Origin of the sequence: Stutzerimonas stutzeri, assembly GCF_038561965.1 — a bacterium.
Lineage (GTDB): Bacteria > Pseudomonadota > Gammaproteobacteria > Pseudomonadales > Pseudomonadaceae > Stutzerimonas > Stutzerimonas stutzeri_AA.
The window spans coordinates 1,740,201-1,753,224 of the sequence record NZ_CP139348.1 but is presented as its reverse complement, the minus strand read 5'-3'; the positions used below and the strand labels follow the sequence as shown (position 1 = coordinate 1,753,224).

Annotated in this window: 14 protein-coding genes; 2 read left to right on the top strand and 12 right to left on the bottom strand. The window is 59.5% G+C overall.

Going from position 1 to position 13,024, the window contains the following annotated elements:
- Window positions 1-103: 103 nt before the first annotated feature.
- The 5 genes from SM130_RS08060 to SM130_RS08040 all read right to left on the bottom strand — a co-directional run bounded on the left by SM130_RS08060 (window position 104) and on the right by SM130_RS08040 (window position 3,893).
- Window positions 104-883, bottom strand: coding sequence for an OmpA family protein (locus tag SM130_RS08060; protein ID WP_102823583.1), 780 nt, complete (start codon window positions 881-883; stop codon window positions 104-106).
- A 14-nt stretch (window positions 884-897) separates the two neighbouring features.
- Window positions 898-1,254, bottom strand: coding sequence for a DUF4398 domain-containing protein (locus SM130_RS08055; protein ID WP_102823582.1), 357 nt, complete (start codon window positions 1,252-1,254; stop codon window positions 898-900).
- A gap of 8 nt (window positions 1,255-1,262) precedes the next feature.
- Window positions 1,263-2,087 (bottom strand): substrate-binding periplasmic protein, encoded by an 825-nt coding sequence (locus SM130_RS08050; RefSeq protein WP_102823581.1) that lies wholly within the window; start codon window positions 2,085-2,087, stop codon window positions 1,263-1,265.
- A gap of 126 nt (window positions 2,088-2,213) precedes the next feature.
- Window positions 2,214-3,143, bottom strand: a complete 930-nt coding sequence (locus tag SM130_RS08045; protein WP_102823580.1) for an electron transfer flavoprotein subunit alpha/FixB family protein — start codon at window positions 3,141-3,143, stop codon at window positions 2,214-2,216.
- On the bottom strand, window positions 3,144-3,893 hold the full coding sequence (locus SM130_RS08040) for an electron transfer flavoprotein subunit beta/FixA family protein (protein WP_102823579.1): 750 nt from the start codon (window positions 3,891-3,893) through the stop codon (window positions 3,144-3,146).
- Window positions 3,894-4,223: 330 nt separating this feature from the next.
- Between SM130_RS08040 and SM130_RS08035 the strand changes: the two genes are divergently transcribed.
- The gene (locus SM130_RS08035) at window positions 4,224-5,879 is read left to right on the top strand and encodes an electron transfer flavoprotein-ubiquinone oxidoreductase (RefSeq protein WP_102823578.1); all 1,656 of its coding nucleotides are present in this window, start codon (window positions 4,224-4,226) and stop codon (window positions 5,877-5,879) included.
- Window positions 5,880-5,937: 58 nt separating this feature from the next.
- Here the strand turns inward: SM130_RS08035 and SM130_RS08030 are convergent, their stop codons facing one another.
- The 4 genes from SM130_RS08030 to SM130_RS08015 form a co-directional block, all read right to left on the bottom strand.
- The gene (locus tag SM130_RS08030; protein WP_102823577.1) at window positions 5,938-6,504 is read right to left on the bottom strand and encodes a DUF1285 domain-containing protein; all 567 of its coding nucleotides are present in this window, start codon (window positions 6,502-6,504) and stop codon (window positions 5,938-5,940) included.
- A 49-nt stretch (window positions 6,505-6,553) separates the two neighbouring features.
- Window positions 6,554-7,165, bottom strand: coding sequence for a DUF4823 domain-containing protein (locus tag SM130_RS08025; RefSeq protein ID WP_102823576.1), 612 nt, complete (start codon window positions 7,163-7,165; stop codon window positions 6,554-6,556).
- A gap of 117 nt (window positions 7,166-7,282) precedes the next feature.
- Window positions 7,283-8,179: a radical SAM protein gene (locus tag SM130_RS08020; RefSeq protein WP_102823575.1), complete on the bottom strand. Its 897-nt coding sequence runs from the start codon at window positions 8,177-8,179 to the stop codon at window positions 7,283-7,285.
- A gap of 32 nt (window positions 8,180-8,211) precedes the next feature.
- On the bottom strand, window positions 8,212-8,832 hold the full coding sequence (locus SM130_RS08015) for a TetR/AcrR family transcriptional regulator (RefSeq protein WP_102823574.1): 621 nt from the start codon (window positions 8,830-8,832) through the stop codon (window positions 8,212-8,214).
- A gap of 75 nt (window positions 8,833-8,907) precedes the next feature.
- Here SM130_RS08015 and SM130_RS08010 point away from each other — a divergent pair, with 75 nt between their 5' ends.
- A complete protein-coding gene (locus tag SM130_RS08010; protein ID WP_102823573.1) occupies window positions 8,908-10,041 on the top strand; it encodes an aminotransferase class V-fold PLP-dependent enzyme in 1,134 nt (377 codons plus the stop codon).
- Between the two features lie 222 nt (window positions 10,042-10,263).
- On the opposite strand, the gene SM130_RS08005 is transcribed toward SM130_RS08010, so the two are convergent.
- The 3 genes from SM130_RS08005 to SM130_RS07995 form a co-directional block, all read right to left on the bottom strand.
- On the bottom strand, window positions 10,264-11,658 hold the full coding sequence (locus SM130_RS08005) for an amino acid permease (protein WP_102823572.1): 1,395 nt from the start codon (window positions 11,656-11,658) through the stop codon (window positions 10,264-10,266).
- 105 nt (window positions 11,659-11,763) lie between these two features.
- Window positions 11,764-12,549, bottom strand: coding sequence for a TatD family hydrolase (locus SM130_RS08000; RefSeq protein ID WP_102823571.1), 786 nt, complete (start codon window positions 12,547-12,549; stop codon window positions 11,764-11,766).
- Between the two features lie 106 nt (window positions 12,550-12,655).
- A complete protein-coding gene (locus tag SM130_RS07995; RefSeq protein WP_003283656.1) occupies window positions 12,656-13,012 on the bottom strand; it encodes a PilZ domain-containing protein in 357 nt (118 codons plus the stop codon).
- Window positions 13,013-13,024 lie beyond the last annotated feature (12 nt).

Sequence of the window (13,024 nt, the reverse complement as noted above, 5' to 3'; positions counted from 1 at the left end):
CGGTCTCCTGCCAACTGAACCGTAACAGTAGCTCAGCAGCACCGTACATGACCGATACAGTTGTGCTCCGTGTGGGCGAAACAGTCGGTCTAGAGCACTTGCACTAGCGGTCTGGACCGAACTCGCCCTCTGCATCGGAGAACAGTATTTCAACTCGACGATTCTGCGCACGGCCACGGGCTGAAGCGTTCTCGGCCAACGGGAAGCGCTCGCCATAGCCGCGCACATCGATACGCTCGACAGCAATACCGAGATTCACCAACAGCTCGGCGACGGTCTGCGCCCGCGCCTGTGACAGCGCCAGGTTCGCTTGCGGATCGCCACGACTGTCGCTGTAGCCCTCGATGCGCACCTTGCGTTGCGGATTTAACTGGAGGAAATGAACGAGCTTGAGCAAGGTCCGGTTGGCGGAGCTGTTCAGATCGGCGCTGCCAGCGTGGAACAGCAGGTCACCTAGCGTCATCACCATGCCGCGATCAGTTTCACTCGCCGCCAGACTCATCATCTGATCTTCGAGCCAGCGGCCCTGCTGCTCAGCGGTGATCAGCTGGGCGTCCTGCAACATGCGGCGCAGCCGGTCACGCTCCATCTCCAAGCGCGCAACCTGCTCCTGGTGTTGCAAAAGAGCGCCTTGCTGCACGGCAATCTCGCTATAGCGATGGCTCAGATAAGCGTAATGTCGTGCATCGGCTGCGCCGCCCCAGTAGTCGTTGAAGCGCTCGGCACGCTGCAACGTTTCCAGGCCGCGCTGCAGGTCCTTCGGCGCTGCACGCTGAGCCATGCTGTCGGCCTGGACGCGCTCCAACGCAGCAGAGGCCTGAGCGATATCACGCTCGGCTTCCTGACTGGCGCAACCGGCCAACAGCAGTGTGGCGATAGCCATGCCTAATGAGCTTCTCACCGGACCTCTCCCAGTTGCTGACGTAAACGCTGGATACGCCGGGTGAGATCATCAACCTGGGCTTGGCGTTTGTCCTTGAGCACCCTGACTTCGGCCAGACGGGCATCCAGTTCCGCCTGCTCCGCCAACACGCGCGCTTCACGGTTATCGCCTGCTTGCAAGGCAGCGCGAGCCGCGCTCAGCTTGCTTTCGGCAAGGACGAACTCCTCGTAATGCTCGGAGGCATCCACGGAGCGCGCCTGCTCCACGGCCTGTTCGCTCAGACGCAACTGTTCGATGGGGGCTGGATCATTGGCGCACCCGCTCATCATGAGCACGGCAAGCAACGCGCTGGGAAAAAGCTGTTTCAACACGGCGAATCCTAGTTCTTCGGAGCGTTGGCCCGCTCCGACTGCTGGTTCTTCCAGACTGCCAAATTATGCGCTACCAGTTGCTCTGGCACGCCGGCAGCACGCAATTCTGTCATCTTCCGCGCCAGTTGTCCGCGCAGCCAAGGGTCATTGCAGGCAGAGTCGTGGGAAATGGCGAGGTGCATGTCTCGCGCTACTACCGGCGGCTCGAGGCGCTGAACCTTGTCTAGAACGCCTGCCGAATCGGCTGCGGCAACGGTGCTGTAGCGCTCGTGCAATAGATAGTCGGCATTACCAGCCACAAGCTTCTGCAGCCCCTGAGACAGGCTGGCGGCCTGCTGCAATTGCATATTGCTCTTGGCAAAAGCGTCAAACTCACTTCCTAGCCGACTGGCGCCGACCGTCATGCCGGTGTGGCCTCGCAGATCTTCGCGACTCGCGTAGAAGAAACCCGGCTCATTACGCACCCAGGCCACGGTCTGCAGCTGCAGGATGGGCGGGTGAACGAAATCCAGTTCTTCAAGCCGTTGGACGGTCAGGGTTGCATCCGCCAATACGTCGACTCGGCCACTGCGCACCTCGTCGAGAGCCTTGGCGCGATCCCCGGTGTAAAGCAAATCCAGCTTCAGATCGAGCGACTTGGCGAGCTGACCGAGCAAGTCGGCATTGGCGCCGATCAGACGCTTGGGGTTCTGCGGGTCGCGCCAGAGAAACGGTGGATTGTCCGCGGCCCCGGTAGCGACGAGACGGTCACACTTTCCCGCCGCCGCTGCCGTGAGTGGCGTTGCCAGCACAAGCGCGACCAGAGCCGATTTCAACGGAAAAGCGAAACGCATGAAGATCCCCCTTGAGGTGAATGAACTGGGTACCGATCAGGTTCGCCGATGGTACACCGAGCCCCCCGTCGATCGCCCATGAAAAAACCCGCTACATGAGCGGGTTCTTTCCTACAGCGATTGGCTTCAGACGAGCTTTTCCAGCTCCGGCACGATCTCAAACAGATCGCCCACCAAGCCGTAATCGGCAACCTGGAAGATCGGGGCTTCCTCGTCCTTGTTGATCGCGACGATCACTTTGGAGTCCTTCATGCCAGCCAGGTGCTGGATGGCACCGGAAATGCCGACCGCGATGTACAGCTGCGGCGCGACGATCTTACCGGTCTGGCCAACCTGCATGTCGTTCGGCACGAAGCCGGCGTCGACTGCGGCGCGCGAGGCACCAACCGCAGCACCGAGCTTGTCGGCCAGCGAGTACAGGTGCTTGAAGTTGTCACCGTTCTGCATGCCACGGCCGCCGGACACGACGATCTTGGCAGCAGTCAGTTCGGGACGATCAGACTTGGCTAGCTCTTCGCCCACGAAGGCCGACTTGCCAGCGTCGCCGGTACCGGAGATCTGCTCGACCGCCGCAGAACCGCCAGTGCCATTGACCGCATCGAAGCCAGTGGAGCGTACAGTGATGACCTTGATAGCAGCGCTGGACTGCACGGTAGCGATAGCGTTACCGGCATAGATCGGGCGCTTGAAGGTATCGGCGCTTTCGACAGCGACGATCTCGGAGATCTGGTCGACGTCCAGTTGGGCGGCAACGCGTGGCAGGAAGTTCTTGCCATTGGTAGTGGCAGCAGCCAGTACATGGCTGTAGTTCTTCGCCAGATCGGCGATCAGCGGCGCGACGTTTTCCGGCAACTGATTGGCGTAGGCCGCGTCATCGGCAACCAATACCTTGGCAACGCCTTCGATCTGCGCGGCTGCTTCGCCGATGGCGCCGCAACCGCTGCCGGCTACCAGCACGTGAATGTCGCCACCGATGGCCTTGGCGGCGGCAACGGTGTTCAGGGTAGCGGCCGCGAGGACGGCATTGTTGTGTTCAGCGATAACCAGGATAGTCATTTAGATTACCTTCGCCTCGTTCTTCAGTTTCTCGACCAGTTCAGCCACGGACTTGACCTTGATACCGGCGCTGCGAGCAGCCGGCGCTTCGACTTTCAGGGTCTTCACGGTGGAAGTGGTGGTAACGCCCAGCGCATCGGGAGTCAGCACTTCCAGCGGCTTCTTCTTGGCCTTCATGATGTTCGGCAGCGACGCATAGCGCGGCTCGTTTAGACGTAGGTCGGTGGTAACGATCGCCGGCAGGCTCAGCGCGACGGTTTGCAGACCGCCGTCGATTTCGCGGGTTACGTTGACCTTGTCGCCAGCCACTTCAACCTTGGAGGCGAAGGTGCCCTGGGCATAACCGGTCAGAGCGCCGAGCATCTGCCCAGTCTGATTGTTGTCGCTGTCGATCGCCTGCTTGCCGAGGATGACCAGCTGCGGCTGCTCCTTGTCGACCACTGCCTTGAGCAGCTTGGCGACCGCCAGGGAGTTCAGCTCCTCGCTGGACTCGACCAGCACGGCACGATCGGCACCCAGCGCCAGCGCGGTGCGCAGCTGCTCTTGAGCAGCAGTCGGGCCAATGGAGACGACAACGATTTCGCTCGCCACGCCCTTCTCTTTCAGGCGTACGGCTTCTTCCACAGCGATTTCGCAGAAGGGGTTCATCGACATCTTGACGTTGGCGAGGTCAACGCCGGAGTTGTCCGCCTTGACGCGAACCTTGACGTTGTAATCGACCACTCGTTTGACAGCTACAAGAACCTTCATGGATTCCTCGTTACTCTCCGGTGAATAGAATTCCGCCGAGGCGAACCGAGCCTTGCTCGTGGCTTGGGTTTTGATAGCCGCTGCCCTGTTCGGCGAGTGCAAACCGTCCGTATCTTGACCGCAGGCTGCGGACGGGGTCAACAACGTATATGACCCGCCATAACGTCGCGGTTCAGGCGATTCTAACAGGCTTCCAGAAAATTCAAACAAACGTTTGTATTGGACCGATTCGAGTGTCTATATATAATGCGCCGGCCCGGCTCGGTCAGGGACCGATCACAGCCCTCCACCACTTATATAACAACCAAGCCCTGAGTAGGAGAAAGCCCAATGGAACGCGAATACATGGAATTCGACGTTGTCATCGTCGGCGCCGGCCCTGCAGGCCTATCCGCAGCCTGCCGACTGAAGCAGAGAGCCGCCGACGCTGGTCAGGAAATCAGTGTATGCGTCGTTGAGAAAGGCTCCGAGGTAGGCGCCCACATTCTATCCGGTGCGGTCTTCGAGCCGCGTGCGCTTAATGAACTGTTCCCCGACTGGAAGGAACTCGGCGCACCGCTGAATACGCCGGTCAAGCGTGACGACATCTACCTGCTCAAGAGCGCCGATGCCGCCAGCAAGCTGCCCAATGCACTGGTTCCCAAGACCATGCACAACGAAGGCAACTACATCATCTCTCTGGGCAACCTGTGCCGCTGGCTTGCCCAGCAGGCCGAGAACCTCGGTGTAGAAATCTACCCCGGCTTCGCCGCCCAGGAAGCGCTGATCGACGAAAACGGCATCGTCCGCGGTATCGTCACCGGCGATCTCGGGGTCGACCGCGAAGGCAATCCGAAGGAAGGCATGTACACGCCGGGCATGGAATTGCGCGCCAAGTACACCCTGTTCGCCGAGGGCTGCCGTGGCCACATCGGCAAGCAGCTGATCAACCGTTTCCAGCTCAACGCCAATGTCGATCCGCAGCACTACGCCATCGGCATCAAGGAGCTCTGGGACATCGATCCGGCCAAGCACGAGCAAGGTCTGGTGGTGCATACCGCAGGCTGGCCTTTGAACGACGAGAACACAGGCGGTTCGTTCCTCTATCACCTGGAGAACAATCAGGTGGTCGTCGGCCTTATTATCGACCTGTCCTACAGCAACCCGTACCTGTCGCCGTTCGATGAGTTCCAGCGCTACAAGCATCACCCGGTAGTGAAGCAGTACCTGGAAGGCGGCAAGCGCGTTTCCTATGGTGCGCGAGCCATCGCCAAAGGCGGCATCAACTGCCTGCCCAAGATGGTATTCAACGGCGGCGCACTGATTGGCTGCGACGCTGGCACGCTGAACTTCGCCAAGATCAAAGGCAGCCACACCGCGATGAAGTCCGGCATGCTGGCTGCCGAAGCCGCTGCCGATGCACTGCTGGCCGGGCGCGAGGGTGGCGACGAGTTAAGCGCTTACGAAGAAGGATTCAAATCCAGCTGGCTGTACGACGAGCTGTACAAGAGCCGCAACTTCGGCGCAGCCATTCACAAGTGGGGCACCATCAAAGGCGGCGCCTTCAACTTCATCGACCAGAACATCTTCGGCGGCAAGATTCCGTTCACGCTGCATGACACCAAGCCGGACTATGCCTGCCTCAAGACAGCCGCAGAGTCGAAGAAGATCGAGTACCCCAAGCCGGACGGCAAGCTGAGTTTTGACAAGCTCTCCTCGGTATTCCTCTCCAATACCAACCACGAGGAAGAGCAGCCGGTTCACCTGAAGTTGGCTGACCCGAGCATTCCGATCGAGAAGAACCTACCGATGTACGACGAGCCAGCGCAGCGCTACTGCCCGGCTGGCGTCTACGAAGTCGTGAACAACGACGATGGCAGCAAGCGTTTCCAGATCAATGCGCAGAACTGCGTGCACTGCAAGACCTGCGATATCAAGGACCCGGCGCAGAACATCACCTGGGTGGCGCCAGAAGGCACTGGCGGGCCGAACTACCCCAACATGTAAGAAAGAAAAAAGGCTCCCTCGGGAGCCTTTTTTACACCCACGAAACCGTAGCGAACCGCTACTCGGCGCGGCCAATGGGAAAGAACACGCCATTACTCCACACGCCGAGCCAATTCTGGCCGTCCACCTCGCTGGGCACCGCCAACTCCACGAGCTGATAGAACACGTTGCGGTGGATCAGCGCCTCAAGATTGGCGCGCACATGAACATACGGCGCCGGCTCCTGCGTTTGCGGGTCGGTGACCACACGCAGCGGATGCTCTTGGCCCGCCTCGAGATCATCCTCGACATTGGTGAAAAAGCGCAGACGTTGTTCCTTGCCCTGCCCGCTCACCTCCAGCCGGACCGCAACGAACGGTGCATCCTCGACCTGAATGCCGACCTTCTCGACCGGAGTCACGAGGAAGTAGTCGTCCCCGTCGCGCCGAATCACGGTGGAGAATAGACGTACCATCGCTGCACGCCCAATCGGAGTGCCCTGGTAATACCAGGTTCCGTCACGCGCAATGCGCATATCCAGATCGCCGCAGAATGGTGGATTCCACAGATGTACCGGTGGCGGTCCCTTCTTCTCGCCAGCCGAAAGCTGCGCCAGTAAGTCGCCGGCCTTACCTGTATCGGTCATTCGGTTCTCCTCAGATGGCACTTGAACTGCCCCGATACTGCCACATCGATCAGCGCGGCAGGCCCAACAACCGACGAGCATAGTCTTGCAAGGGCGGACGCAGGAGATGCTCAGGCCTGGCATCGTAAATACCCAGCACACCACCACGGCTGCGGATACGGGCCGTATCGACCAGATATCGCGTACCGGTCTCCACCAGCATCAGCTGTACCACACTGGTATCGACGCCGAGCCGATCCAGCGCCCGCTGATCGTTTAGCTCATCAAAGCTGCCTATGCGGTCATCGGCTGCAGCAAAACGCAGATACAGCAAATAATGTGCGCCAGCTGCCGCAGCCTGCCCCATGGCCTCCTCCAGCCCTATGGGATCCTGGGCTCGGCGCACCATTGGAAAATACTCCACGAAGCCGCTGAAGGCTTCTTCCGCAACGACGTTTGGCCGCGGATAAACGTCTCCAGGCGGCACAAAATGGCCCTGGGCGATATAGATAAAAGAGTCAGCCTGTAGCCGCCAGGAGTTAGAACGGCGGGTCTCGCTATGGTCGAGAATACCGGCATCGCGCAGGTGATAGCGGGTGCCCTCGGCCATGTCGCTAACCTTCATGCAACCCGCCAGTGCGAGCATCGCCAGCAGGCCTGGTACTCCGAACAGAAAACGCATGGATCTCACCTCCAGTGCCGGCGACGAAAAACCGGCGATTCGGCAGGCAATGCAGCATCCACGCCAGATAACGCAATTTGCCCCGACGACGACTCACGAAGACGCTTGCTCGTTCGATCAGAGCCCGCGCTGCCACTCCTGGCGCAAGGGAGCGTTACGCGGGTCCTCGATTGCCTCGCGCACACGGCGCAGCAGCCCCTGTTTGTCTGCCCCAAGCACGCCCTTGAGCACGAGATAGTTGGAGGCGTGATCGCTGCGAAAAACCGTATCGCTCAACTCGAGGTCGCCCAGTAACCATTCCAGCTCGCGAAGCAGTTCGTCCGGCGGCAGCAGTTCGAAGCTATCAAAGGCTTGTCGAAAACGCGCTTCGCCCTGCGGGAAACTGACCACCAGCGTGGACAGAAACTCGGGCTGCGCTTCATTCATCAAACGCGCGGAGTTGCGTGCGTGCTGACGGCTCAGCCGGCGGCCACCCAGCCCGTTGAGGATCATCACCGAGCGGACGATGCCCGCCTGCCCCAGCTTATCCAACGCACTAAGGGTCGATTCGTAGGTTTCGCCCTTGTTGACCAGCGCCAGTACCTCATCATCCCCGGACTCGGCACCGACATAGGCCATACCGAGTCCGGCATCCGCCAGTTCGCGCAACTCCGCGACGGACTTCTTGCGCAGGTTACGCGGCAGGCAGTAGCTGGAGACGCGCTGTACCTCCGGCAAACACTGGCGAATCTGCTCTAGGATTTTCAAGAGCCTGCGGGTCGGCAGTACCAAGGCATCACCATCGGCGAGAAATACGCGCTGTACGATCAGCTGCTCACCGCAGCGACGAATATCGTCGAGCACTTCCGCTTCATCGCGGGCGCGGAATTTCTTCTGGGGCGCGGTGTACATTTCGCAGAAGGTGCAGCTGTTCCATGAGCAACCATTGGTTACCGGCAGGATCAGCGAATGTGCTTCGCTGGGCGGCCGAAATACCGGCTCTATGTAGCGGATGGGAAACTCGCTCGCGTTCATTGCTACCACGTCTGTTCGATCCTGCCTGCGCTTCAATCACGCTTGCGCTTGTTGCCCATGCGCACGCCGATGTCCATTAGGAACTGGAAAAAGCCATCCTGGTCTTCCAACACGTTGCTCCAGAACGGCGAGTGATAAAGCGCAACGGCGCCATGCACCAGCGCCCACGCCGCGCAATAGTGGAAGTAGGGAGGCACGTCTTCCAGCTTGCCTTCAGCGATCCGGCCTTTGATCAGCTGGGTCAGGTGCTCGAAGTTGGAGGCGCGGATGCTGTGCAACTGTTCGACCATCTCAGGAACCTGATTTCCCTTGACCACTTTCTCTTCGAGGCGGTCGAACAGCCGATAACGCTGGGGATCGCGCATGCGGAACTCGAAGTAGGCTCGCGACAGCGCTTCCTTGTCGAGATCCAGGTCAGGAGAGTGGAGGATCTGGTTCAGGTCTCGCTCGTAATCGAGCATCAGCCGCAGGTAGATCTCGGCCTTGGACTTGAAGTGTTTGTAGATCGTGCCTTTGCCGATACCGACCGCATCGGCAATCATCTCGACGGTGACGCTGTCTTCTCCTTGGTCGAGAAACAGCTGCAACGCGGTATCGAGGATTTCCTGTTCGCGGCGACGAAATTCGCGGACCTTACGAGGTTCATTCTGCATAGGAAGGCTGCTTGAGGGTTGATTCGAGGCAGCCATTATGCCTAACCGGTCATGAAATGCACGGAACATCCAAACATGATCCAAATAAATGACGAATTTCCACAAATAGTCGGTTTGCGATATCTGAACCATGCGGCCGTCGCTCCCTGGCCGCTGCGCGCGGCCCGAGCCGTCAGCGCTTTCGCCGAACAGAACGCAACCATCGGCGCGCGCGACTATCCGCAGTGGCTGTCGGTAGAGCGCAGCCTGCGTCAACGCCTGACGCGACTACTGAATGCCCCCAGCAGCGCCGATGTGGCCTTGGTCAAGAACACCTCCGAAGCGTTGTCGTTTGTTGCATTCGGGCTGGATTGGAAAAGCGGCGACCAAATCGTCATCAGCGATGAGGAATTCCCGTCCAACCGCGTCGTCTGGGAAGCGTTGCAGCCGTACGGTGTCGAGGTGGTCCAGGTCAATCTCAAGGGCGCCGACCCGGAAGGGGATCTCCTGGCGGCATGTGGCCCACGGGTACGCCTGATGGCCATCAGTGCCGTTCAGTACGCCAGTGGAATGCGCCTGGATCTGGTACGCCTGGGTGAAGGCTGCGAGCAACGCGGAGTGCTCCTGTGCATCGACGCGATTCAGCAACTAGGCGCTCTGCCCTTCGATGCGCAGCAAAATCGCTGCGCCTTCGCCATGGCTGATGGCCACAAATGGATGCTCGGCCCGGAAGGGCTCGGGGTGTTCTATTGCCGCAGCGATCTGCGCGAACGATTGAAACTGCACGAATACGGCTGGCACATGCTGGAACACGCAGGCGATTACGACCGCACCGAGTGGGAACCTGCGCGCAGCGCAAGGCGCTTCGAATGCGGTAGCCCTAACCTGCTAGGGGCAATGGCGCTCGAAGCCAGTCTTTCACTGCTGGAAGAAGTGGGAATGGAGCAAGTCGCCAAATCGCTGGGCGAGCGAATCGAATGGCTCACCCAAGGGCTCAATAGCCTGAACGGAGTCGAAATCCTCTCCCCAGGCCAGGCGGAACGCCGCTCCGGCATCATCACGTTCCGGCTCGAGGGCTCGACGAATGCCGAGCTGTTCGAACGTCTGAAGGCAGAACAAGTAGTGTGTGCATTGCGTGGTGGCGGTATCCGCCTCTCTCCGCATTTCTATACGCCAGAACGGGTGATTGAAGAAACGCTTGCGCTGCTACGGAGCCTGGCTACGCACTGACGGCGATCAACCAGCGAGACATGTATTCCAAATGCGTTTAAAAAGCGCGCAAATCCGCCTGCAGAGCGCAGATGTAGCGCCAATACTTGAGTAACTGGCCGGGCAATCCCCCCACTGCCCAGCCAGATGAGGTCGCTAGGATTGCGATTTCATACTCCTAATGGTCTTGGCCCGGCTTCTCAGGAAACCGGGTTTTTTTTGCCTAACGACCAAGCTGCAGCGCTATACCATATTTGCCGATAGACGAGCCCGTAGCTGATAGCACAACCAAAGGAAGCCAGCCCATACGGGAATGGCGAACACAGACATGCGAATGCCCGGCAGCCACAGCATGATCACCAATATGCCGGCAACGAAAACCAAACACAGGTAGTTGCTCAACGGGAACCAGAACGCCTTGAAGCTTGGCTCGATGCCTTGCTGCTGCATGGCACGTCGAAACTTGAGATGCGCAAGACTGATCATCGCCCAGTTGATGACCAGCGCAGCCACCGCCAGGGACATCAGCAGCTCGAGAGCGCCCTGTGGGAACAGGTAGTTCACCGCCACGCAAAGCAACGTCACCAACGCAGACACACCCACTGCAAGAACCGGCACGCCACGAGAATTGATCTTCATGAGGCTGCGCGGGGCATCGCCCTGCTCCGCCAGGCCGTACAGCATCCGGCTGTTGCAATACACGCCGCTGTTGTAGACCGACAGCGCCGCAGTGAGTACAACGAAGTTCAACAAGTGCGCGGCCGTATCGCTGCCGATCAGCGAAAATATCTGCACGAAGGGACTACCGCTATAAGGATCGCCCGCTGCGCCCAGCGTCAGCAGCAACGCATCCCAGGGATAAAGCGCCAGCAGCACGGTCAACGCACCTATGTAAAAGATCAGGATGCGATAAACGACCTGATTGATCGCCTTGGGAATGACGGTTCTCGGCTCAGCCGCTTCCGCCGCGGTGATGCCCACCAACTCAAGTCCACCAAATGAAAACATGATGATCGCCAAAGCCAACAGCATGCCGCTGAAGCCATTGGGGAAGAATCCACCGTGGGACCACAGATTACTGATACTTGCCTGCTCGCCGCCCTGCCCACTGACTAGCAGGAACAGGCCAAGCAGGATCATGCCGACGATTGCCGCCACTTTGACGATGGCGAACCAGAACTCGGTTTCCCCGAAGGCTTTGACATTGCTGAGATTGATCAGATTGATCAGCACGAAGAACGCAGCGGCCGTGGCCCAGGTCGGAACCTCAGGCCACCAGAACTGCACGTACTTGCCGACCGCGGTCAGCTCGGCCATGCCCACCAGTACGTAGAGCACCCAATAATTCCAGCCCGAAAGAAACCCCGCGTAGCCACCGCCGTACTTGTGCGCGAAATGGCTGAAGGAGCCCGCAACCGGTTCCTCGACGATCATCTCGCCCAACTGGCGCATGATCAGAAAAGCGATGAAGCCACCAATCGCGTAGCCCAGGATCATCGACGGCCCCGCGCTCCGCAGCACCCCAGCCGAGCCAAGGAACAAGCCAGTGCCAATCGCCCCACCCAGAGCGATCAACTGGATATGACGGTTCTTCAGACCGCGCTGAAGCGGTCCGGTGTGTAGCGTTTCAGCGGTCATACGCCACCTTGGAGATCGTTAGGGCACGAAAACAGCGCCATTCGTTTGGCAATCAGCCAGGCAACGCGTCAGCGAGAGCGTGCAGAAACCCGAGCGGCAGCCATCTCAGCCGCGCACTCTTGCCAGCGGAAACAGCGCCTTGAAGTTGGAGGTGGTTTGTTCGGCCAGCACATCGAACGAAACGCCACGCAGTTCGGCAAGGAACTCGGCGACCTCACGTACGTATTGCGGAAGGTTGGCCTTGCCACGATACGGAACCGGCGCCAAGTACGGCGCATCAGTCTCGACCAGTAGGCGGTCGGCAGGGACTTTGCGGGCTACGTCGCGCAGCGCATCGGCATTGCGGAACGTCACGATTCCCGAGAGTGAGATATAGAAGCCGAGATCAAGCGCTGCCTTGGCCATGTCCCAGTCTTCGGTAAAGCAATGCAGTACACCCGCTTGCGGTAGCGCCGCTTCACGCAGTAAGTCCAGCGTATCGGCGCGCGCCGCCCGGGTGTGCACGATGACCGGCTTGCCGGTCTGCCTAGCGGCTTCAAGATGCAGGCGAAACGACTTCTGCTGCATCTGCGCAGCCTCAGGCTCGTAGTGATAGTCCAGGCCCGTCTCGCCGATAGCAACCACATGAGGGTGCTGCAGCTCGCCTAGCAACCAGTCCAGCACCGGCTGACTGCTCGGCTCAAGATCCAGCGGATGCACGCCAATTGAGCAGTCGACATCAACATAGCGCTCGGCCAACGCTCTTACCGCCGCCGCGTTATCCGCGCTGACGCCGATACAGAGGAAATGCTCGACGCCGCACGCTCGTGCAGCGTCCAGCGCGGCATCCAGTGAGCCGTCGTGAGCGGTGAGGTCGAGGCGATCGAGGTGACAGTGAGAATCTACCAGCATGGAAGGCACTACTTGCTATCGCTAAAAAGGGGCGATTGTAGAGCAAATGACCGGTTTTCAGGAAAAGGACGGTGACGCTAGCTGGCCGCACTGAGCCAGACGCGCGCTACATCGTGTGGGTCGGGCGATCCGACTTAAGGGCACCAGCCAGATAGGTTTCGATCTTGTTACGCGCGGTACTGTCGCCTTCATTGAACTGCACGCCGATGCCCGCAGCGCGGCTGCCCTGGGCGCCTTTGGGCGTGATCCAGACCACCTTGCCTGCGACCGGTATTTTCTCCGGCTCGTCCATCAGGTTGAGCAGCATGAATACTTCGTCGCCGAGCTTGTAGCTCTTGTTGGTCGGAATGAACAGACCGCCATGCTTGATGAAGGGCATGAACGCGGCATAGAGCACCGACTTGTCCTTGATGGTCAGGGACAGGATGCCATTACGCGGACCAAGATTTGCTGGCAGGCTCATGCGGTGTTCCTA